15 protein-coding genes and 1 pseudogene are annotated in these 19,897 nt (G+C 69.2%); 9 read left to right on the top strand and 7 right to left on the bottom strand.

Going from position 1 to position 19,897, the window contains the following annotated elements:
• Nucleotides 1-68 precede the first annotated feature (68 nt).
• Nucleotides 69-2,852 carry a Tat pathway signal protein gene (locus ACIBEI_RS06805; protein ID WP_398885793.1) on the bottom strand — a complete coding sequence of 928 codons (2,784 nt, stop codon included), beginning with the start codon at nucleotides 2,850-2,852 and terminating at the stop codon, nucleotides 69-71.
• Between the two features lie 351 nt (nucleotides 2,853-3,203).
• A complete protein-coding gene (locus ACIBEI_RS06800) occupies nucleotides 3,204-3,653 on the bottom strand; it encodes a spore-associated protein (protein WP_398885791.1) in 450 nt (149 codons plus the stop codon).
• Nucleotides 3,654-4,204: 551 nt separating this feature from the next.
• Here ACIBEI_RS06800 and ACIBEI_RS06795 point away from each other — a divergent pair.
• On the top strand, nucleotides 4,205-4,660 hold the full coding sequence (locus ACIBEI_RS06795; protein WP_398885789.1) for a hypothetical protein: 456 nt from the start codon (nucleotides 4,205-4,207) through the stop codon (nucleotides 4,658-4,660).
• A 159-nt stretch (nucleotides 4,661-4,819) separates the two neighbouring features.
• Here the strand turns inward: ACIBEI_RS06795 and ACIBEI_RS06790 are convergent, their stop codons facing one another.
• From ACIBEI_RS06790 to ACIBEI_RS06780, 3 genes are all read right to left on the bottom strand, one after another.
• Nucleotides 4,820-5,365: an AAA family ATPase gene (locus ACIBEI_RS06790; RefSeq protein WP_398885787.1), complete on the bottom strand. Its 546-nt coding sequence runs from the start codon at nucleotides 5,363-5,365 to the stop codon at nucleotides 4,820-4,822.
• Between the two features lie 90 nt (nucleotides 5,366-5,455).
• On the bottom strand, nucleotides 5,456-5,740 hold the full coding sequence (locus tag ACIBEI_RS06785; RefSeq protein ID WP_398885785.1) for a hypothetical protein: 285 nt from the start codon (nucleotides 5,738-5,740) through the stop codon (nucleotides 5,456-5,458).
• 127 nt (nucleotides 5,741-5,867) lie between these two features.
• A complete protein-coding gene (locus ACIBEI_RS06780; RefSeq protein WP_398885783.1) occupies nucleotides 5,868-7,934 on the bottom strand; it encodes a PQQ-binding-like beta-propeller repeat protein in 2,067 nt (688 codons plus the stop codon).
• 354 nt (nucleotides 7,935-8,288) lie between these two features.
• Here ACIBEI_RS06780 and ACIBEI_RS06775 point away from each other — a divergent pair, with 354 nt between their 5' ends.
• Nucleotides 8,289-8,777: a MarR family winged helix-turn-helix transcriptional regulator gene (locus tag ACIBEI_RS06775; RefSeq protein ID WP_398885781.1), complete on the top strand. Its 489-nt coding sequence runs from the start codon at nucleotides 8,289-8,291 to the stop codon at nucleotides 8,775-8,777.
• On the top strand, nucleotides 8,774-10,057 hold the full coding sequence (locus ACIBEI_RS06770) for an MFS transporter (RefSeq protein ID WP_398885779.1): 1,284 nt from the start codon (nucleotides 8,774-8,776) through the stop codon (nucleotides 10,055-10,057). The genes ACIBEI_RS06775 and ACIBEI_RS06770 overlap by 4 nt, the downstream gene beginning before the upstream one ends.
• A gap of 95 nt (nucleotides 10,058-10,152) precedes the next feature.
• On the opposite strand, the gene ACIBEI_RS06765 is transcribed toward ACIBEI_RS06770, so the two are convergent.
• Entirely contained in the window at nucleotides 10,153-10,929 is a 777-nt protein-coding gene (locus ACIBEI_RS06765) for a YhjD/YihY/BrkB family envelope integrity protein (protein ID WP_398885777.1), read from the bottom strand.
• A 603-nt stretch (nucleotides 10,930-11,532) separates the two neighbouring features.
• Between ACIBEI_RS06765 and ACIBEI_RS06760 the strand changes: the two are divergent.
• A pseudogene (locus tag ACIBEI_RS06760) lies at nucleotides 11,533-11,639 on the top strand (NADP-dependent oxidoreductase); the annotation flags it as partial.
• 338 nt (nucleotides 11,640-11,977) lie between these two features.
• Here ACIBEI_RS06760 and ACIBEI_RS06755 read toward each other — a convergent pair.
• Complete coding sequence (locus tag ACIBEI_RS06755; protein ID WP_398885775.1) at nucleotides 11,978-12,493, bottom strand: hypothetical protein; 516 nt, start codon at nucleotides 12,491-12,493, stop codon at nucleotides 11,978-11,980.
• A 734-nt stretch (nucleotides 12,494-13,227) separates the two neighbouring features.
• Between ACIBEI_RS06755 and ACIBEI_RS06750 the strand changes: the two genes are divergently transcribed.
• The 5 genes from ACIBEI_RS06750 (at nucleotide 13,228) to ACIBEI_RS06730 (ending at nucleotide 19,755) form a co-directional block, all read left to right on the top strand.
• Nucleotides 13,228-14,316 carry a LacI family DNA-binding transcriptional regulator gene (locus tag ACIBEI_RS06750; RefSeq protein WP_398885773.1) on the top strand — a complete coding sequence of 363 codons (1,089 nt, stop codon included), beginning with the start codon at nucleotides 13,228-13,230 and terminating at the stop codon, nucleotides 14,314-14,316.
• A gap of 980 nt (nucleotides 14,317-15,296) precedes the next feature.
• Entirely contained in the window at nucleotides 15,297-16,541 is a 1,245-nt protein-coding gene (locus ACIBEI_RS06745; protein WP_398885771.1) for a sugar ABC transporter substrate-binding protein, read from the top strand.
• Between the two features lie 34 nt (nucleotides 16,542-16,575).
• Entirely contained in the window at nucleotides 16,576-17,553 is a 978-nt protein-coding gene (locus tag ACIBEI_RS06740; RefSeq protein WP_398885769.1) for a carbohydrate ABC transporter permease, read from the top strand.
• Nucleotides 17,550-18,419, top strand: a complete 870-nt coding sequence (locus ACIBEI_RS06735) for a carbohydrate ABC transporter permease (protein WP_398885767.1) — start codon at nucleotides 17,550-17,552, stop codon at nucleotides 18,417-18,419. Before ACIBEI_RS06740 ends, ACIBEI_RS06735 begins: the two co-directional genes overlap by 4 nt.
• A gap of 136 nt (nucleotides 18,420-18,555) precedes the next feature.
• The gene (locus ACIBEI_RS06730; RefSeq protein WP_398885765.1) at nucleotides 18,556-19,755 is read left to right on the top strand and encodes a glycoside hydrolase family 1 protein; all 1,200 of its coding nucleotides are present in this window, start codon (nucleotides 18,556-18,558) and stop codon (nucleotides 19,753-19,755) included.
• Nucleotides 19,756-19,897 lie beyond the last annotated feature (142 nt).

Here is a 19,897-nt window from a genome sequence, read left to right as displayed (position 1 = left end):
ACGTCCGGGGTGTTGCTCCGAACGTGGCCCGCGCCAGATCAGCGCGTGGGAGCCCGAGTTGTAGCTGACTAGCTCCCAGCCGCCACCGTGACCTTGGTGCCCGTGTTGGCCGTGCCGGAGGCCATCGGGGGGCCAGCACTCCGCAATTCGGGTCCGGGGGTCACGGTGAATGTGCCCCGCAAGTACTCGCAGCAGGTGGTGATTACGCTGACGTTCCAGGCACCGGCGGCCGCGTCGGACAGATCGAGGGTCGCGGTCAGTGTCCGGTTGTCCGCGGAGACCGACTGCGTCGTGGCGGTGAGGGTCTTGCCGCTCCGGGCCAGCCGTACCGTCGCGTTCGCGGGCAGCGCGGTGCCGGTCACCGTGAGTGTGACCTTGCCGCCGGCGACCCCGGTGTCCGGGCTGACTGCGGTGACCGTCACCTTGTCCGGGCCGCAGGGCTCGGAGGTGCAGGCCAGCTTGGCGCTGTAGGCCGTGCTGGACGCCTTCTCCGGCAGGCCGAGCACGAACAGGCTCGGGCTGGCCGCCGAGGACGAACCGCCCACCGCGCACAGACTGCCTGAGGATGACATCGTGCAGCCGTTGTTCCAGGCACTGTTGTACAGGGCGGGCACCGCGGTGTCGGTGGATCCGGTGGTGTCCGTGATCTCCGCGTTGAAGCGGTCGAGACCGGCAGTGGGCAGGACCGCGCACACCGCGGTATGTGACTCGTCGAGTGTTCCGGTGACCGGCCCATAGCCGTAGGACACGGACGGGACTCTGGTGCACTCCGGCGACGGGCCGTCCGCGGTCGCGATGCGCAGGGCGTCCAAGTTGTACTCGGGCGCAGCCTTCAGTGTGGCCGGAGTCTGCACCAGGACCTGGTGGGTGGTGGACCCCGTCGCCGCGCAGGAGCGGTTGCGGAAGGAGCACTCGGCGGTGCCGTCACCGCCGAGGACGACGATATTGGCGGTGCCCAGCGCGTCCCGCACGTCGAGGTGGATGACATCCGTGGTGGCGTCGGTGGTGACCTGATGGCAGTTCAGAGAGCCCGGGTCGCCGTACGTACCGAGGACGGACGGGCCGCCGACCTTGGCCGCGGCGGTCTGCACACAACCTGCCGAGGGGGCGGTCGAGGTGACGTCGCGCCGAGTCAGCGTGTACGTGGCGGCCTGGTCGCGGCCGGTGAAGAGCACGGTGTGGGCCACGCCGGGGGTCAGCGGGCAGAGCGTCCAGCCGTTGGTGGTGGCAATACGGTCGCAGACCTTCTTGCCGGTGGAGTCCAGCACCGAGAACTTCGCCGGTACACCACCGGAGGTGGCGGCCAGTTGGAAGACCTCGACGTTCGTGTGCTCGTCCGCGGGGACACTCAGGCACTGTGAGAAGGCGCCGCTACCGGTGGTCAGCGTGGCCTTGGCGCCGTTGGCCGCAAAGCTTCCCGCGGGCAGGACGGGGCAGTCGTTCGCGGCATCGGTGCGGTGGAAGGCGATGGAGTACGGGCCTGTCGCGTCCTCCCCGCTGTCCTCGGTGTGCACCAGCGCGCGGAAAGGAGCCGCACCGGCCAACTCGCAGTCACCGCTGCCCAGTTCGGATGCGTCGCACTGGGCCGCGCCATCCCGGTCGAGAACCTCCACGTCGACGTCGACGCCGGAGGAGGAGAGCGGGGTCAGCGCGCCGATCCTGGCGCCCTGTGGAGCGTCCAGCGCCAGACAGTCGTACTGCCCGACTGTGCTCAACTCGCCCTGGTGCAGGCCGATCCCCGTCGTCAGGCACCCGGCGTTGGAGGCGCGGTCGAGGACGGCCAGGCCTGTCCGGGACCCAGGGAAGGGATATGTGCCGTCGAGGACGGCCGTGTAGGTGCCCGGCGCCTTGATCGGGCACGGATCGGCTCCGTACCGGCACACGCTCAGCCCGGCCGCGTCGTACACCCGGGCCACCTCGACCGCCCGGTCCTCGCTCACGGAGTGCACGGTGTACGGGCCTGCCGCACCCGTCGTGAAGGTGAAGCACGGGTTGGTGGTGAAATCCTGCTGCTCCAGCGGGCCGTACGGGCGGACCGGCGCGGTGGTGCAGCCCTGCGGGTCGCTGAGCCGACGCACCTTCACCGCATACTCGGTGGGGAAGCCGTTCTCCGCGCGCCATACGGTGGAGATCGCGCGATAGGGGCCGTTGCCGGGCAGGAGACAGCTGTCCTCGTTGTCGTCCGGGAACCGCTCGCAGATCCGGGCGCCGGTCGCATCGGTGATCCAGGCGAGGGAGTCGCCGTACACCTTGGAGCCGTAGGTGAGCCGGACTCGGTCGCCTCGCTCACCCTCGAAAGGCTGGCAGTCGACCTCGACCGGACTCACGGTCGTACGGGTGACTTCTGGCTGGTCCCAGTTCGTACCGACGGCGTCCGCGCAGCCTCGGGTGGAGCCGAGCGGCACGAAGGTGACCGACGTGTCCTCGTCCTCCCAGCCGGTGTTGAGGACCCTCAGCGTGTACGTGCCGGCCGCAGGCACCGTGCACATGCCTTGCGTGGTGTACGCGTCGCCGGAGCAGTCCACCGTGCTGCCGTCGGCGGCGAGCAGTTGCCTGGTCATCTTGTTGCCACTGCTGTCCAGTGCCGGTGCCAGATAGAGGCCCGGTGTCATGACGGTGACGGTGTAGCAGACGCTTGAGTCGGGCGCGACACGGGCCTTGCCGACGGCGTCGCCCGGATTGCCGAAGGGCGCGAGTGCGAGCGGCGCGCACTCCTCGTCGGCAGCGACGGCGGGGCTCGCCCCGGTCAGGGTCAGCAATGAGGCAAACAGTGCGGTGAGAGCGGCGAACACGGCCGGAAACAAGGCCGCCCGCCCGCGTCTCGCAGGCAGACTGGAGTCATCGTCCGACATGGAATCCCCCCTGGATCATTGGTAGTTGAGGCGATAGTCGCACACAGGTGTGACACAGCACTCATGAGTATCCAGGGGCTCAAGAGGGTGCTGGCTCGTAGTGGTACCCAGCTGTCCGGTCGGCGATCCGCGCCGATTGTGGGTCGTGCGAATGGTCGGGTACTCCCTGTGGTGGAGGGCCCGAACGCGCCACCGCCCTGGCAGAATCCGTGAGTCTGCCAGGGCGGGCCGAACCACTACGGGTTCCCGTGCGAGCGGCTGGTCGTGGGCGCGGTCGCGATTACTGTCGGCTCCGCATGGTCGGTGGCGGGAGCCGGCGGTACGGGAGGTGGTGGCCGGGGGAGGAGCGGGTCAGCGGGTGAAGGTGGACCGGTGCTCCTTGAGCGCCTGGCAGTTGGAGCCCGTTATCTGCACGTACACGTTGTTGATGTGGCCGCCCCAGTCGACGCAGTGGGCCTTGCCGTACACGTAGGCAGGACCCGCGTACGAGGTGTACCGCCCGTAGTCCTCCGCACCTTCATCGGTGTCGGGGACGTAGATCCAGGTGGACATGTCCACCGCGGTGCCGGGGTTGTTGCGGATGGTCGCGACGCAGTTCTCGCCGTTCGACGAGTTGTACGTCAGGTAGACGGTGCCCAACGAGCCGACAGGCGCTGAGTTCACGGTCTTGTAGCTGCTTCCGCAGACCTTCTGCGGTGTGGTGTTCGGTGCGGCGGAGGCGGGTGCCGCCAACGCGGTGGTGGCTCCCACCGCCAGGGCCGCCAAAGCGGCACCGGTCAGGACAGAACGGTTGAATCTCATATTTCCCCCTTGTACTTCTTGCAGGCGTTTGCTCCTGCCTGGTGTGACACGCGGGGCATACGAATGGTTGTGCACAGCTTGTGTGAGGATCCCGAATGGTCCCGTCGGGACAGTTGGAACCGAGGAAACGCGCTTCGGCCCAACAGGCGCTTGGTGGCTGCCTGTTGAGCGGTATCGTTCCTCGAACTCGCTTATCGGAGTGGCCTGACCTCGCGGCGCTGGACGGCCGTGGTGCCGAAGCGCTGCCGTAGGCGTTCTTCCTGTGCCGCCCGAGCGTGACGGGCCGCGGCGACGGCTTGGTGGCCACGGGGGTGAGTCACGTGGACCAGCACATGTGCCGTGTCTCTCGGAGGTCTGACCGCAGGTCAGGTACTGCGCGCGCATCGCGGCGTTCCTCGAGTTCCGAGCGGCAGCTCATCTACTCGTCGTGGCAGGGCAGGAGACGCATTGCCAAGGAACTGTGGACGGAAAGCCAACGACAACTGGACAGCGACCTGGCATCCTCATCTGATTCGATCACTGCTGCTGCGGAAGGGCTTCTGATGGTCAATATGAGGAACCGGATCGCTACCCTGCTGGCTGCGACCGCCGTGATGGTCGGCGTCACACTCAGCGTCGGCGCAGGCACCGCCAGCGCGGCTTTCAACGTTACCTACACAGTGAGCCACTACGACGGCAACAAGTCGGCGACCATATACCTCTACCTCAACGGCGACTACGCCGGATACGTGAACTGGAACGCGGACCCGGACAGCTTCGGCACCCCCGGAGACGCGCTGCGGGCGTATGACGGCGCGGCCGACGGGTACGGCATCAAGGGGGTGACCATATGGCCCAGCACGAATGGCACCGAGCGCTCGGTCTCGACGTACGGACACGCTTACCCCTACTACACCGGGTGGAACACCGGCAATCTCGACGAAGGGACCTCTCTGGACCTCTATGGGTGCGTGGGGAAGTCCGCCGGGCCTGAGGCATGCGCCGGCCCCATAGACATCAAGGCGTAGGAGCGGTCGCCCATCCGGGCAGGTGGGGTGTGGCGGCAGGGAGCGCTGAGCGTCTTCCGACCTGGTAGCTGACAGCCCGGCGGCAGAAGATCGGTACACGGTGGCGACGTCTGCCGACGGGTTGTTAGGCCGTGCTCGCTCTGGCCCACTTGCGGGGGATCACCTGGTCCGGCTGCCATTGACACGGGCTAGCACGCTGTCGGCCAGTTCCTGCTGGGTCAGCTCGCCGTCCAGGAACACGGTGTCGCCGGGCAAAGTGTCGGCCGCGGCCGTGCACGGCTCGATCCTGTCCTTGCACCACTGCCGGACCTGTTCGTCCTTGGCGGGATCGTCGGGGGTGAAGCTCCGTCCGTCGATCCGCTTGACCAAGACTTCCGGCGGGACTTTGAGGAAGAAGTGGTGCGTGACGATGCCCGCGTCCTTGAGTGCGCCGAAGATCTCGCCGGCATACCCGGGATTGACCAGTGTCATGGGCACCAGGACCGGGCGTTGATACTCCTGGACCAGACCCACGGCCAGGTCCGCGACCTGCCGCCGCCACAATCGCAGATCCTGGAAATCGCCGGTCGGCACCTCGACGATCTCGCGCAGCACATACCCGACCATCTCCGGGTCATAGACGAGAGCCTCGGGCCAACGTGGCCGCAGTTCATCCACCAGCGTGCTCTTCCCGCTGCCGAACGCGCCGTTCACCCAGACGATCACACGCTTCTCCCACCTCGTCGTCGGCGACCCGCACACTGGGCGCGACCGTGTCCAAGACACCTTGCGACGCCAGGGCGGGGTCATTCGCAGTCACAGATCATGCCCGAGCGATCGCCAACAGGGGTCCAAACCCACTGAGATGAGGGCTGGTTCGCGCTGTCGATGCCCAGGTGCTGAGATTCCGCCGGCGGCGAGCCGGGTCACGGAGCGCAGCTCGGCGTCCGAGGTGCCGGCACGGCTCAGGACGCCCAGCGACTGGTTGACGGCGACGACGAACGTGGCGAGCTCGTCGAGGGTACGGGCGTCGGCCGACGAGTCCGCCAGCGCCGCGCGCACTCGTTGACGCTGCACGTCGAGCAGGCCACGTACCTGCATGCTGTTCTCCTCCTTCAGCGTCAGTGACTGCGCGGCGGACTGGGCGATGAGGCACCCCCGGGGAACCGACGGGTCGGCGACACGGCCCAGGACCACGTCGACCGGGGCTGAGTGACTGGCTGTTGGGCTACGCAGGCAGGTTGACTGCGGCGATGCCCCTGTTGGTGGCCACGTACACGTGCCGGCTGTCGACCACGGGTCGGTACTCCGTCAGGAGAGGCGTCCTGGGGAAGGTGAGCACTCGCCGCGGGACGCCGTCGCGGTCCACGACGAACAGCTTTTCGCCGAGGAACGCGTAGATGAGGTCCTCATGGACGGTGGGCTCGCTGCTCGTCGTGCCGCTCTGGCCATCCATCGTCCATGCCTTGGACCCGTCGTCGAAGTCGACCGCCACGAGTCTTCCGGCGAACGAGTGGACTACCAGGCCCTTGGAGCCGGTGTCGGTGGGCGGGACGACGGCGGTCCCGTTGAACTCGGCGGGCCGTCTGTCGGAGGATGCCGTCTGGAAGCCCGACAGCCGTGTTCCCTTCTTGGCGTCGAGGGTGATCAGCTCCTCGGAGTAGAGGGCCACGTAGACCACGTTGTCGGCCACGACCGGAGGCTCCTCCGCCCCGTCGGGTAGGCCTGCGCGCCAGGCCAGACTCCCGTCGGACCGGTACGCGCGAACCATGTGCTTCTTGGCGGACCCGCCGGTGGTCACGAGCACCAGTTCTCCGGCCAGTACCGGCATCGTGCCGTAGTCGCCCTCAGGGAACTCGCGTTCCCAGCGCACGCGGCCGCCGGCATCCACCGCGCACAGTTTCTGGCCGTGGCCGTACACGCAGTAGGCGCCGTCGTCGGTGGCCACGGAGCCCCCGACCAGCCCTCCATACAGGGGCGGTTCGCCCAGATCCGTCTTCCACAGCTCCCTGCCGTCCGGAGACACGGCGTGCAGTTTGCCGTCCACGCCCCCGAAGTACAGAGTGTCGCCGTCGGGCGAGAGCGTCACACTGGGCCCGCCCATCTCGCTGAGCCTGGCGGTGCCGTAGGCCCAGTCCACGACCGCGGGCTGCGGCGTGGCCGACGGGCGTGCCGACGGTGAGTTGCCGCCCCCGGCCTCTCCGTCGCCGCCCCGATCCCGCAGCCACAGCCATCCTCCGGTGCCGACACCAGCGGCGGCCAGTGTCCCGGCCGCGAGCCCCTGAAGGAGCCGTCGCCGGGACGGTGGCGCCGAGGACGCGTCGGCCGGCACGTCGGTGACGGTCAGCGGAGCCACGTACTCGACCCGGCTCTCCTGCTCCCCGGAGTCCCGCTCGGGGAGCCACCGCTCGACGCCCTCGGAGGATTCGGAGCCCGCCGCGGCGGCCGTGTACCACCCCGGGTGCCAGCTCTCCCGCAGTGACTCGGGCGTGTGGGCCACCGCCGACATCACCTCGCCGGGAGTGGGCCGCTCCTCCGGTTCCTCCCGCAGGCAGGGCTCGACGAGCCACCGTATGCCCTCGGGGACCGCGGACAGATCGAAGTCCCGGTTCATGATGCGCATCAGGACCACCGCGTCCTGGCCCTCGCCGAACGGCTCACGCCCCGCCGCCGCGTACGCGAGGACCGCGCCGAGCGCGAAGACGTCGCTCGGCGGCCCGACCCGGCCGTTGTTGCGGATCTGTTCGGGCGAGACGTACCCGACCGAGCCGACCACGGTCCCGGTGCGGGTCAGCGCGGTCGCCTCCAGCGCCCGCACGATGCCGAAGTCGATCACGCGCGGTCCGTCCTGTGCCAGCAGGATGTTGGACGGCTTGAGGTCCCGGTGGACCATGCCCCGGCCGTGGATCGCGATGAGAGCCTCGCCGAGGGCGGCTGCCAGTGATCGCACCGCCTCCTCAGGCAGTCGGCCGTGGTCCAGGACGGCGTCGCGCAGGTTCGGGCCATCGATGAACTCCGAGGCCATCCAGGGCAGTTCGGCTTCGGTGTCCGAGTCGACGACACGGGCGATGTACGTCCCGGGCCCGCCCACGGTCCGCGCCGCCCGCACCTCCTGACGGAAACGGGCCCGGAAGGTCCGGTCCTCGGCGTGCTCGGCCCGCACCAGTTTGACGGCCAGTCGCGGGCCGGCGGGCGCCTCGGCGAGGTAGACCTCGCCCATGCCGCCCGCGCCGAGTCTGCCCAGAACCGCGTACGGGCCGATCCACCGAGGATCCGTTTCGCGCAGCGCCTGCACCTCGAACTCCCCCTGTTCGCCTGTGCGATTCGTACGGCCGCAGAAAGGGAGCGTATACGCCGGAAACCCCTCCGGTCAGCGGGCGCTCCCGCAACTGGAACGGGTGCGCCCGATGAGGCCGGTGGCCTCTCCTGATGCGGCGCGCCGGACCTGGAACCCCAACTGACGGCCATTGTCGAACGGACAGTCCGCCGAGGTGGCGACGGTCCGCCGAGGCGGCCGAAGTGGTGTGCGCGGCCCAGGAGTTCGGGTGGCAGGTTGCCGTCGTCCTGTTCTGCGGAGCCCCGTGGCCGCTGCGACTCAAGATTCAGGTGAAGGACTGCCCGATTACCGCAGCGCTGTTATATTAGCGCTGTGACATATTCAGATCCCACGGCGCTGCCCGATCCCTGGCAGTCGCTCCACAAGCTGCTGGCCGCCATGGACGCCGAGATCGAGCAGGTCTACGTCGAGCGTGGCATCGAGGGGGTCCGGCCGCGGTTCGCCTATCCGCTGATCAGGCTCGCCCACACCGGGCCGCTGACCATCCGCGAGCTCGCCGAGTCCCTGGACCGCTCGCACTCCGCGATCAGCCAGACCGTCGCCGCCATGCGAAGGGAGGATCTGGTCACCTCGGAGCCAGGTCCCGACGCCCGCACCCGGCGGATCGACCTGACCGAGCGCGGCCGGTCGCTGGTGCCGTTCCTGGAGGCCGAGTGGCGCGCCACGCACGCGACAGTCGCTGAGCTGGACGCAGAGATCCCGTACGCGCTGACCACCGTCGTCGAGGAGGTGCGCCGGGCGCTGGAGCACCGGTCCATGCGGCAGCGGATTCTCCATCACCTCGTCGAGCCGGCGGGATGAGACGCCGTAGCCGGTTCCTCGACACCCGCCCGCTGCGAAGCAGCCGACCGTTCCGCGACCTGTGGATCGGCTCCTCGGCCTCCCAACTCGGAGGGCAGATAGCCGGCGTGGCGGTCCTGGCCCAGGTGTGGGACCTGACCGGCAGCCCGGTGAGTACCGGCGCCATCGGGCTCGCGACCGGCCTGCCGATGGTGCTGTTCGGGCTGCTCGGCGGCGCGCTGGCCGACTCCGTCGATCGACGTGCGGTGGTACGGGCCACCGCCGCGGGCCAACTGCTGGCCGCCGCGGGGCTGTGTGCCCAGGCGCTGGCGGACAACCGGAACGTGCCGCTGCTGCTCGCCCTGGTCGCCATGGGGACCGCCTGCGGCGCGCTCGGCGCCCCTGCCCGGCGTACGTTCCCGGTCCGGCTGCTCCCCTCCGACCAGGTCGCGGCCGGTCTCGCGCTGACCAACGTCTCATTCCAGGCGGCGATGCTGGCCGGTCCCGCGCTGGCCGGGCTGATCATCGCCCGCTGGGGCTTCCCGGCCGCGTACGCCGTACAAGCCGTGAGTGTCGCGGTCTCGATGCTCGCGGTGATCCGCCTCCCGGCCATGAAGCCCGAGGGCGTCGACGCGAAGGGCGGCAGGCGCCGACCGGAACGCGGCGGCTGGGGGATCATCCTGCGCCGTCCGACACTGTGGGGCTCGATGGCCACCGACCTGTCCGCGACGTTGCTCGCCATGCCCATCGCACTCTTCCCGCTGGTCAACGAAATCCGCTTCGACGGCGGCCCGCAGACCCTCGGCCTGTTCCTCTCGGCCGTCGCGGTCGGGGGGATCACGGCCGGCCTGCTCTCCGGCACGGTGACACGCCGACGCCGTGGCGGCCTGGTCCAGCTGATCGCGGCCGGCGTCTGGGGTGTGGCGCTGGCAGGCTTCGGCCTGGCCGGGCCACTGTGGCTGGCGCTCGGCTGCCTGGCCGTGGCGGGCGCCGCCGACACGGTGTCCGTGGTCACGCGCAGTGCCCTGGTCCAGTTGGAGACGCCGGATGCGTACCGGGGACGGGTTTCCTCCGTGGAACACGTCATCGGTGTCGCGGGCCCCGAACTCGGTAATTTTCGAGGCGGCCTGCTGGCGTCGGCCACCTCCGCCTCTTTCTCCCTGGTCGCCGGTGGCCTGTCCGCCATCCTGGCGATTGCCGCCGTGGCCGCGACCAACGCACCCCTCCGCGCCTACCGCACGCCGTCCGGCGCCGCGGAACCAACCGAGCGCGGGGTTGCCGAGGCGGCTGCTGCCGGCTAGGCGCTCCAACGGCTTGTCCGCCGACTTCGCCACGCAGCCGTCGGCCAGGTGGGCTGCCCCGGCCAGGCCGACGGCTGCTTCGGCGCTTCGGAGCCTCAGCGCTTCCTTGAGCGGTCCCGGTTGCGGGAGCGATTGCGGGAACGGTGGTGAGGATGGGGGTGCGGAACATGGTGCGGTTCGTGGACGTACCAATAGCGACCGAGGAGGGCGCCGCCGAAGACGACGAAGCCGACGCCGATGAGCCAGGACGTCACGATCAGTACGGTGCCGACAGAACCGTACGAGACCGCGTTGCTCACGATGAGCGGGGAGAAGACAAGGGAGGAGAACAGGCGCAGACCGCCCAGCCCCACCACCGTGGCGACGGCGCCCGGCAAGAGGGCACGCCAGGGGATACGGCCGCCCAGCAGGAAACGCTGCCCCCACCAGAAGAAGAGCCAGCCGAGCAGCGCGGACAGCCCGATCCGGCCCGTTGAGCGCAGGGTTCCCGGCCCCAGGACGGCCACACTCTGCGCTTCGGCGAAGAGATAGGCCGTCAGAGCGACGAGCCACACCACGCGTCGCCATACGGTGTGCCAGCGCCCGGCCGCCAGGTCCCACACCTTCTCGTAGCCGGTCTGGACACTGCCCGCGAACGTCACGCCGAAGAGCGCGAGCAGCACCACGCTCAGGACGCTGGTCGTGCTCAGGACCTTGCCGGGTGCGGCGAACACGTCCTGTACGGCGTCGGCGGGGCGTCCGGACAGCCCCATGCCGTCCACGATCCACAGGGCGAAGCCGCGTTCCTGGATCGGAAGGGCCGCCGCGACCACGATCAGCAGCGGCGCGAGCGTCACCAGACCCAGAGCCGCGAAGCCCATGGCCCGGTGCATCAGCTCAACTTCTTTGCCGCGCCGCCATACGTGCGTGCCTCTGTCGTGGAGGAAGTGTCCAAGTTCCGCCGACCGGTGCTTGTGCCGGCGGCCGTGGTCGTGGTCGTGGAGATGAGTCCAGCCCCGAGCCCTGGCCGCGCCCCTGCTCCTGCCTCTGCAGGGTCGGCCGGGGTGCGCGGCATCCGGAGAATCCTGCGCCCTCGAATCCTCGGGTGCCCCCGCAGAGCCCCGAGACCCCGCTGAGCCGGACGGCTCAGCGGGCTCAGACGACTCAGAGGGCTCAGACGGGTCCGAAAGGCGGGGCATGTCCCGCGCTCCGCTCCAGTGCGAGAGGGTGACGACGGCTGCGAGGACCGCGAGGGTTACGGGCGCTCCGGGGGTTACACGGGATACACGGGCTGCGAGGGATAGGAGAGCTGCGAGAGCCCTGCCGGAACGAGGGCGCGACCCCGTGGCGCATCCGTGGTCACCTCGTCCCGTGCTCTGTTCTCGGGCACCGCATGCCGACTCGCCCCCGCACCGGGCGGCCCCGTGCGTCACGAGTTCTGGTTCAAGCGTGCCCCGACCCCTCCGGAAGCGCGACCGGCTCACTGTCCTTGGTACGCGATGGGTGGGCTTGGAGCGCTCGGCCCCTGCGGGAGCGCACCCTTCTCGTCGAGGGCGCCGCCAAAGGCGTGGGAAGTGCCGGGGTCGAGATCGCGGTGGCTCAGTTGGTGGCGGAGTGCAGGAAGCAGCCCGGCGCGATCAACCACAACGACCGTGGCCGTGGCGTGTACTTCATGGCCCCGGCGGGCTACGCCAAGGTACTCAGGACCGCGCCGCACGGTGAACTCATCACCGTGCCGCACGGCCATTGGACCTTGTGACCACACGACACGCGCCGAGGGCGCACCCCAGCGCGGAGTGCGGCCCTCAACCGCTGCTTGTGCCCCATATGACCGCGGCCGGCCCTGGCCTACAGGCCCGCCGTCCGGCAGGCACCATCAGCACCAAAGGAAACGGCGTCCAAGAAGGCTTGCGGACAGGTCGTGTTCCCAGGAGTCGGGGACTACCACCAGGGAGTGCAGGCAATGCCGCTGTGGTGGACGGGGGTGGTCACCTGCGCGCAGACACGGAAGGCCCGACTCGCCGAACTGCTGGTCGGGTAGGCCGGCGTCGTGATCCTGACGCCGCCCGAACTCACAGCGAACGGGCCGCACTGGATCCACGAATTCTTGCCGTCGTTGGTGACATCCATCCAGACGCTGCCTACGGCACCGGGGCCCCAGATGCTGGAGCTGGTGCTCAGGACGCCCCACCCCATCTCCCTGCCGCCGACGTTGCCGGTCTGCATCGCGTATGAGGCGACGGCGTACGGCACGTTGGCGGGAAAGTCGATCGACACTGCCCCGGCCCCCGCCACACCGCGACCGCTGAGACTGTCCGGGATGTCGGTGAAACCCGCCGCACCTCCCGTGCAGTCCGACGGCGCCGCCTGCGCCGCACCGGAAGAACCGGCCATGAGCCCTGCCCCGAGCACGAGCGCGGCCGTTCCCACGCTGAAGATCCGGCGGATACTGCGCATGTCTTCTCCCTGGTCGAAGGGCTGAGGGCGCCCACAGATCGGCTCTTCGCCGTATTGCTGGCCTGCCGGGACCTTCGTCACGTCGTCACAATGGCTACTACTGCACCCGACCGGAGCGATCATGTCGTTCCTGCCCGAGCTGCCGCAGCGACCAAGAGGTCCCCCGACGCAGCGCCTCGAACGGTAGACCGTGCCTGGGACGTCGCGTCCCTGACAGATGTCAGGGTGTAGCACCCGTCTCTCACCTCAGCAGGTGACGCTGTCGGCACGCATCGCGTAGTTCGCTTTCCACTCGCCGGTCTTTGTGCGGCCCGGGCGGCTGCCTGCCGTTCGTAGAGCTGCCGCGGCCAGGAAGATCGACGCCCGTCGCTCGCTGCGCGTGCAGCTGGACTTGACCGGGCCCTTGCCGCAGCCTTCCCTTGCGTGACTGGCGGGTGCGTCTCTGCCGGACCGGTCCCACGAGAGTGATCCTGTGCCTGCGGTCCACTTGGTCCTGCTCCACGACCGAGGTGTAGCCAGGTATCCCTGTGCGAATGCGCCCACGGGAGAGGGCGTCTTGAAGCCGCTGGTTCGAGGCGACGACAGAGGATCGGCCCCCGCCTCCGCAGCCGCGACACCCCGAGGCTCCGAGCCCCGGTTGCCTCACAGACCTGCCCGTCCTAGGGTGAATGCGCTTTCATCTACATGCATGCATCAGAAGAGACGGGGGCCAGACCCATGAACGGCGCCGCATCGTGAACGCGATCCCCACGGTGTACGACGTGGCAGAACGCTCCGGTGTATCCATCGCCACGGTGTCCAGGGTGTACCGCAGCCCCGACTCCGTGCGTGCCGCCACTCGCGAACGGGTGCTGGCCGCGGCGGGCGAACTGGGATACGTGCCGAGCGGCAACGCCCGCGGTCTCGCCAGCCGTTCGACCGGCGTCCTCGGTCTGTGCTTCCCGGACTATTCCGACCCGGACACGCTCGGTGCCGAGGACGACGATGCCGCGATGCTCTACTCGGACCAGATCATCCGGGGCATGGAACGCGCGGCCCGCCGGCACGGGTACGCGCTGCTGATCGCGGCCTCCCTCGAAGGCGGCCCGGAGAACCTCGTGGCCCAGGTGGCCGGCCGCGTGGACGGCTTCGCGGTGATGGCCCGCACGGTACCGACCGAGGAGCTCGAAGCGATCTCCCGGCGCCGACCGGTGGTGATGCTGGCCGGCCCTCGCGAGCAGGACCCCTCGCTCGACCACCTCGACCACGTCGAGGTCGCCAACGAGGACGGCCAGTACGAACTGACCCGCCACCTGGTCCACGACCACGCGCTGCGCCGCCTCGCCTACGTGGGGCACGGAGACGAGTCTCCGGACGTCGAGGCGCGTTTCCGCGGATTCCGCCGCGCCTGCCGCGACGCCGGTATCGAGGCCGCCGCCGCTCCGGCGCTGCGCATGCCGATGATGACCCAGGCCGAAGGCGCCCGCGCCGCCCACCTGTTGTGCGAGGGGGACGGCGACCGGCCCGAGGCGTTCGTGTTCGCCAATGACCAGATGGCGGTGGGCGCGCTCCAGGCGCTCGAACGCCGTGGCGTACGCGTGCCCGAGGATGTGGTGGTGACCGGCTTCGACGGCATTCCGTTGAGCCGCCTTGTGCGCCCTGCCCTGACCACCGTGCGCCAGCCGATGGTCCGCATGGGGGAAGAGGCCGTCGATCTGCTCGTGCGGCGGCTGAGTGGACAGCGTCCGGAGGAGCCCGTCTCGCTGATGCTGCCCGTCGCCGTGGTCCGCCGGGCGAGCTGCGGTTGCGACGAGGCGACGGCCCTTTCGGCGACGACCGGCTGACCGCCGCGTTCCCGGAGGCCGGTCGCCCACTCGCCGGCCGCGTTTCCGGAGACCGGTCGCCCATCTGTCGGCTGCGTTTCCTGAGGTCGATCGCCCACCTGCCCGCTGGATCTCCGAAGACTGGTCGCCCACCGCCCCCTCTCCGAAGATCGCTCGCCCGTGCGCACGGGCGAGCGATCTGCACGCACCCGCTCGCCCGCACCCGCGCCCGACCACTCGCCGACGGCCGACTGACCGACCGCCCGCCGACCGACCGCCCGCCGACCGACCGACCGCCCGCCGACCGACCGCCCGCCGACGGCCGACCGGCCGCCTCCCAGCCGCCAACCCGCGGCCCCCACCTTGTCCGTACCCGCCCTCCCTGTACGGAGGGGGAGCAGAGCGGCCCTGGAGATTCCCTGCAGACGGACCGACTGCGGCGACCCTCAGGGGGAAGCTCACCCTGCGCTACTGGCCCGGCGGTGACGAACCCGGGGCGAACGGGGCGCAGCAGACCCGTCGGCGGCGGGACGCGCAGGCACAGCGGCCGCCGCCGCGTCGAAGTGCACCGGGTCACCGGCCCCGCCCCCGAACCGCTCCCCGAACCGCAATACGTCGGCGCGGATCCCGTCGCGCCCACCGAAGCCGCCCTCAGACACCAACCCATAGCAGGCGTACGGCCCTCCGTCGCACGGTCGCGCCGGCAAAGGCGGCCCCTGCCGTCGAACAAGCCGCGACCTCCCGAAGGCTCACCCAGCCATCAGTGAGAGAGCCCTGCATCACAGATGCTTTCCCATCGCACTGATCCGTTTTACGTTGCTCTCGCACAGGCCCATCGCGGTCGGCATCGTGTCGCCGGGCAGCGCGGGCCGCCCCACGGATGTCCCTCTCGTTACGGGAGTGTGACCAGGACCCCTCTTGTCAGGCTTGGAATCGCTGCAACAGAGTGATGTATGCGCTTACAGACAGCGCATACATCACCGCTCAAGGAGGAGCCGCCCATGAACCGCGCCGTCGCAACCGGGTCGATCGCACTCACCCTGGCGTCTGCGCTCACCCTCACCGCCTGTGGCGGTTCGGGTGGCGCGGGCGTGGCAGCAGACGCCAAGCAGACCCTGACCGTGTGGGCGATGGGCACGGAGGGGGAGAAGCTCGGTGACGTCGCCAAGGAGTACGAGAAGTCGCACTCCAACATCAAGGTCAAGATCACCCCGATCGGCTGGGACGTGGCCCACCAGAAGCTGGTCGCCGCTGCCGCCGCCGGGAAGCTGCCCGACGTGATGCAGATGGGCGGGAGCTACCTGGGTGAGTTCGCCGACATGGGTGTCCTGGAGCCGGTCGACACCAAGACCTTCCGTGAGGGCGACTTCTTCCCGGCCGCCTGGCAGCAGGGTTCCTACGACGGCAAGACCTACGGCGTCCCGTGGTACGTCGACACCCGCGTCCTCTTCTACCGCACGGACCTCGCCGCCAAGGCAGGCATCAAGAAGGCCCCGGCCACCATGGCCGAACTGCAGAGCGCCGCCGAGGCCTACCAGAAGAAGGCCGGCACCAAGTGGGGCCTGTCCATCCAGCCGGGCGGACTCGACACCGTACAGAGCTTCTACCAGTTCCTGTACTCCGCCGGCGGCGCCATCATCGACGACAACGGCAAGGCCGTCGTGAACTCCGACGCGGCAGTCAAGGCGCTGGAGAACTACGGCAGTTACTTCGACAAGGGCCTCAGTGAGAAGGCCGTACGCCCCGGTTACGACGTCACCAAGGACTTCAACTCCGGTGCCGTACCCATGTTCTTCGGTGGCCCCTGGATCACCAACCTCCTCGACGAGAACTACCCCGACATCAAGGGCAAGTGGGCCGTCGCCCCCGTTCCCGCCGACGAGGCATCCGTGTCCATGGCCGGCGGATCCAGCCTGGCCGTGTCCGCCGACAGCGACCACAAGGCCGCGGCCAAGGAGCTCGTCTCCTACCTGACCGGCGCCAAGGGCCAGGCCGACTGGTTCGAGCGCACCAACGACCTGCCCGCCAACACGGCGGCCTGGAAGACCGGTGAACTCGCCACCGACCCCACCATGCAGGTCTGGCGGAAGCAGATGGACACCGCCCGCACTATCCCCTCCCAGCCCAAGCTGACCGAGATCACCTCCAAGGTGGACACGGCCATCGAGTCGGTCACCCAGGGCAAGTCCTCCGCGAAGGCCGCGCTGGACAAGGCCCAGTCCGAGATCGAAGGCCTCGTGCAGTAGAAGGCAGTAGTAGGCAGTAGGAGAGCGTCCCCTCATGTCCCTCACCACAGGACCTGCCGTCCCCCAGGCGGCCGTCGACAAGAGCCCCGACAGCGGCGGGAAATCCGGTCGCGCCGGCCGAGGCCGTCGCTCACTGAGCAAGCACAACCTGACCGGATGGCTGTTCTCCACGCCGTTCCTGGTGCTGTTCGGCGTCTTCATGCTCTTCCCGATCGTCGCCACGCTTCTGATGAGCTTCACCGACTTCGGCGCCCGCAACGTCACCCGCCCGCTGGAGGCGGAGTTCGTCGGCCTCGACAACTACACACAGCTCTTCCAGGACGACAAGTTCCTCAAGGCCCTGTTCAACACCGCCTACTTCCTGGTCGTCGGCGTCCCCGCGACCATCGTCCTCGGACTGCTTGCGGCGATTCTGCTGAACAACGGGATCGACCGGGCCCGTACGTTGTTCCGGGTCGGCTTCTACGCGCCGGTCGTCACCACCATCGTCGCCGTGGCCGTCGTCTGGCGCTTCGTACTCGACCCCTCCGACGGGCTGATCGCCTCACTTGCCTCCGAAGTGGGCCTGACCGCACCGGACTTCCTCGGCTCGGAGACCTGGGCCATGCCGTCCCTGATCACCATGGCCGTATGGCGCAACCTCGGCACTGTGATGGTGCTGTGCATCGCGGGCCTCCAGGCGATCCCGGCCGAGGTCCGCGAGGCGGCCCGCCTCGACGGCGCCGGTGCCTGGCAGGAACTGCGCGGCATCACCGTCCCGCTGCTGCGCCCCACCCTGCTGTACGCCACGGTGATCACCACCATCGGCTACCTCAACGTCTTCGAGGAGCCCTTCGTGATGACCCAGGGCGGCCCCTCCGACTCCACCCTGACCGTGTCGCTCGACATGTACCGCGAGGGCTTCAACTTCTTCCACATGGGCTACGCCAGCGCCATGGCGTACGTCCTGTTCGTCGTGATCATGGGCATCACGGTGCTCCAGCTCCGACTGCTGAAGGACAACACCCGATGACCGCCGACACGGCCACCAAGGCCCGCCGTCGCAGGCGCACCGGACGGGTGCGCACCCCGCTGCTCTACACGATCGCCTCGGTCGCGCTACTGCTGATGGCCGCCCCGTTCCTGTGGATGGCGCTGTCCGGTTTCAAGACGAAGCAGGACCTCACGGCGAGCCCGCCCGTGTGGATCCCCTCCCGGTGGACACTGGACAACTTCACGGCCCTGCTCGACCAGCTCGACATGCCGCGGTACTTCCTCAACTCGCTGATCGTGGCCGTCCTGGTGACCGTCAGCAACCTGCTGTTCTGCTCCATGCTCGGCTACGCGCTAGCCAAGCTCGACTTCACCGGGCGCTCCAAGGTCTTCGCGCTCGTGCTCGCCGCCCTGATGGTCCCCGGCAACCTCATGATCCTGCCGCTGTACGTGCTCATGAACGGCCTGGGCCTGATCGACACGTACGCCGGACTCGTACTGCCCTTCGCGGCCGGCGCGTTCGGGGTGTTCCTGATGCGCCAGTTCATGCTCTCCGTGCCCGACGAACTGCTGGAGGCGGCGCGCCTCGACGGAGCGGGGGAGTGGTACATCTTCTGGCGGATCGTGATGCCGCTGGTCAAGCCCGCCCTCGCGACCCTGACGATCTTCACGTTCCTCGGCTCCTGGAACAACTTCATCTGGCCCCTGATCGCCACCAACGACCCGGACAAGTACACCCTGCCGGTGGCGTTGGCGACCTTCGCCAACGATCCCAACCGTACGGTCGGCGGCGGGAACGGCATGCTGATGGCCGGCTCCCTCCTCGTCGTACTGCCGGTCCTGGCCGTCTTCGCGGTCCTGCAACGGCACTTCACGCAGGGCATCGCCACCGCAGGTCTCAAGTAGCTCTCAAGTAGCCCCGACTGGGCCCCTTTCCCCGAGCCTTCGCTTCTCCCGGCCTCCGCGCCCGCCGGTCGCTCAGTCGACCCCCGGGCCGGGTCGCCGTGCCACCACCCCCACATCAGAAGGACAGAAACGGACGATGACGCACACCACCCGCTTCCCCGACGGCTTCCTGTGGGGCGCCTCCACCGCCGCCCACCAGATCGAGGGCAACAACGTCAACAGCGACTGGTGGCGCAAGGAGCACGACCCCGCGGCCGGCATCGCCGAACCCAGCCTGGACGCCTGCGACAGCTACCACCGCTGGGAGCAGGACATGGACCTGCTCGCCGAACTGGGCTTCACCGACTACCGGTTCAGCATCGAGTGGGCACGCATCGAGCCGGTCCGTGGCATGTTCTCGTACGCCGAGATCGCCCACTACCGCCGTATGGTCGAAGGCGCCCTCGCCCGCGGTCTGCGCCCCATGGTGACCCTGCACCACTTCACCGTCCCGCGGTGGTTCGAGGACCTCGGCGGCTGGACGGCCGACGGCGCGGTCGACCTCTTCGTACGTTACGTCGATCGGTGCGCGCCCGTCATCGCCGACGGTGTGCGGCACGTGTGCACCATCAACGAACCGAACATGATCGCTGTCATGGCAGGCGCCGCGAAGGCCGGGGACAAGGGCTTCCCGCCCGCGGGCCTGCCCACGCCCGACGAGGAGACCACCCTCGCGGTGATCGCCGCGCACCAGGCGGCCGTCAAGACCATCCGCGCCCAGCACCCCGACGTCGAGGTCGGCTGGACCATCGCCAACCAGGTCTACCAGGCACTGCCCGGCGCCGAGCAGGTCACCGCCGACTACCGCCACCCCCGCGAGGACGTCTTCATCGAGGCCGCGCGGGGCGACGACTGGATCGGCGTGCAGTCCTACACCCGCACCAAGATCGCACCCGAAGGGCCTGTCCCGGCCCCCGACGACGTCGAACGCACCCTCACGCAGTGGGAGTACTACCCGACCGCCGTCGGCCACGCCCTGCGCCACACCGCCGAGGTCATCGGTGACGACACACCCCTGATCGTCACCGAGAACGGCATCGCCACCGCGGACGACAGCCGTCGCGTCGACTACTACACCGGCGCCCTCGGCGCGGTCGCCGCCGCCATCGAGGACGGCCTGAACGTCCAGGGCTACCTTGCGTGGAGCGCCCTGGACAACTACGAATGGGGCTCCTTCAAGCCGACCTTCGGACTGATCGCCGTGGACCCGACCACCTTCGAGCGCACCGCGAAGCCGTCCGCCGTCTGGCTCGGCAGCCTGGGCCGCGACCGCGCACTGCCGCGCACCGAGTCCTGACGCCTCCAAGAACCCGGGAGCCGGCCGGCACCTGACACCGACCGGCTCCCGCCCCCTCCGCACGCGCAACAACCTGCCCCACACACACCACAATCCGGCATCACCGCATGACCGCGCATCACCGCACCACGGACACGCACCC

Source organism: Streptomyces sp. NPDC050988, from assembly GCF_044456225.1.
In the GTDB taxonomy this organism is placed as follows: domain Bacteria; phylum Actinomycetota; class Actinomycetes; order Streptomycetales; family Streptomycetaceae; genus Streptomyces.
Note: the sequence above shows the minus strand (reverse complement) of the source record. Positions and strands in the feature narration are given on the sequence as shown.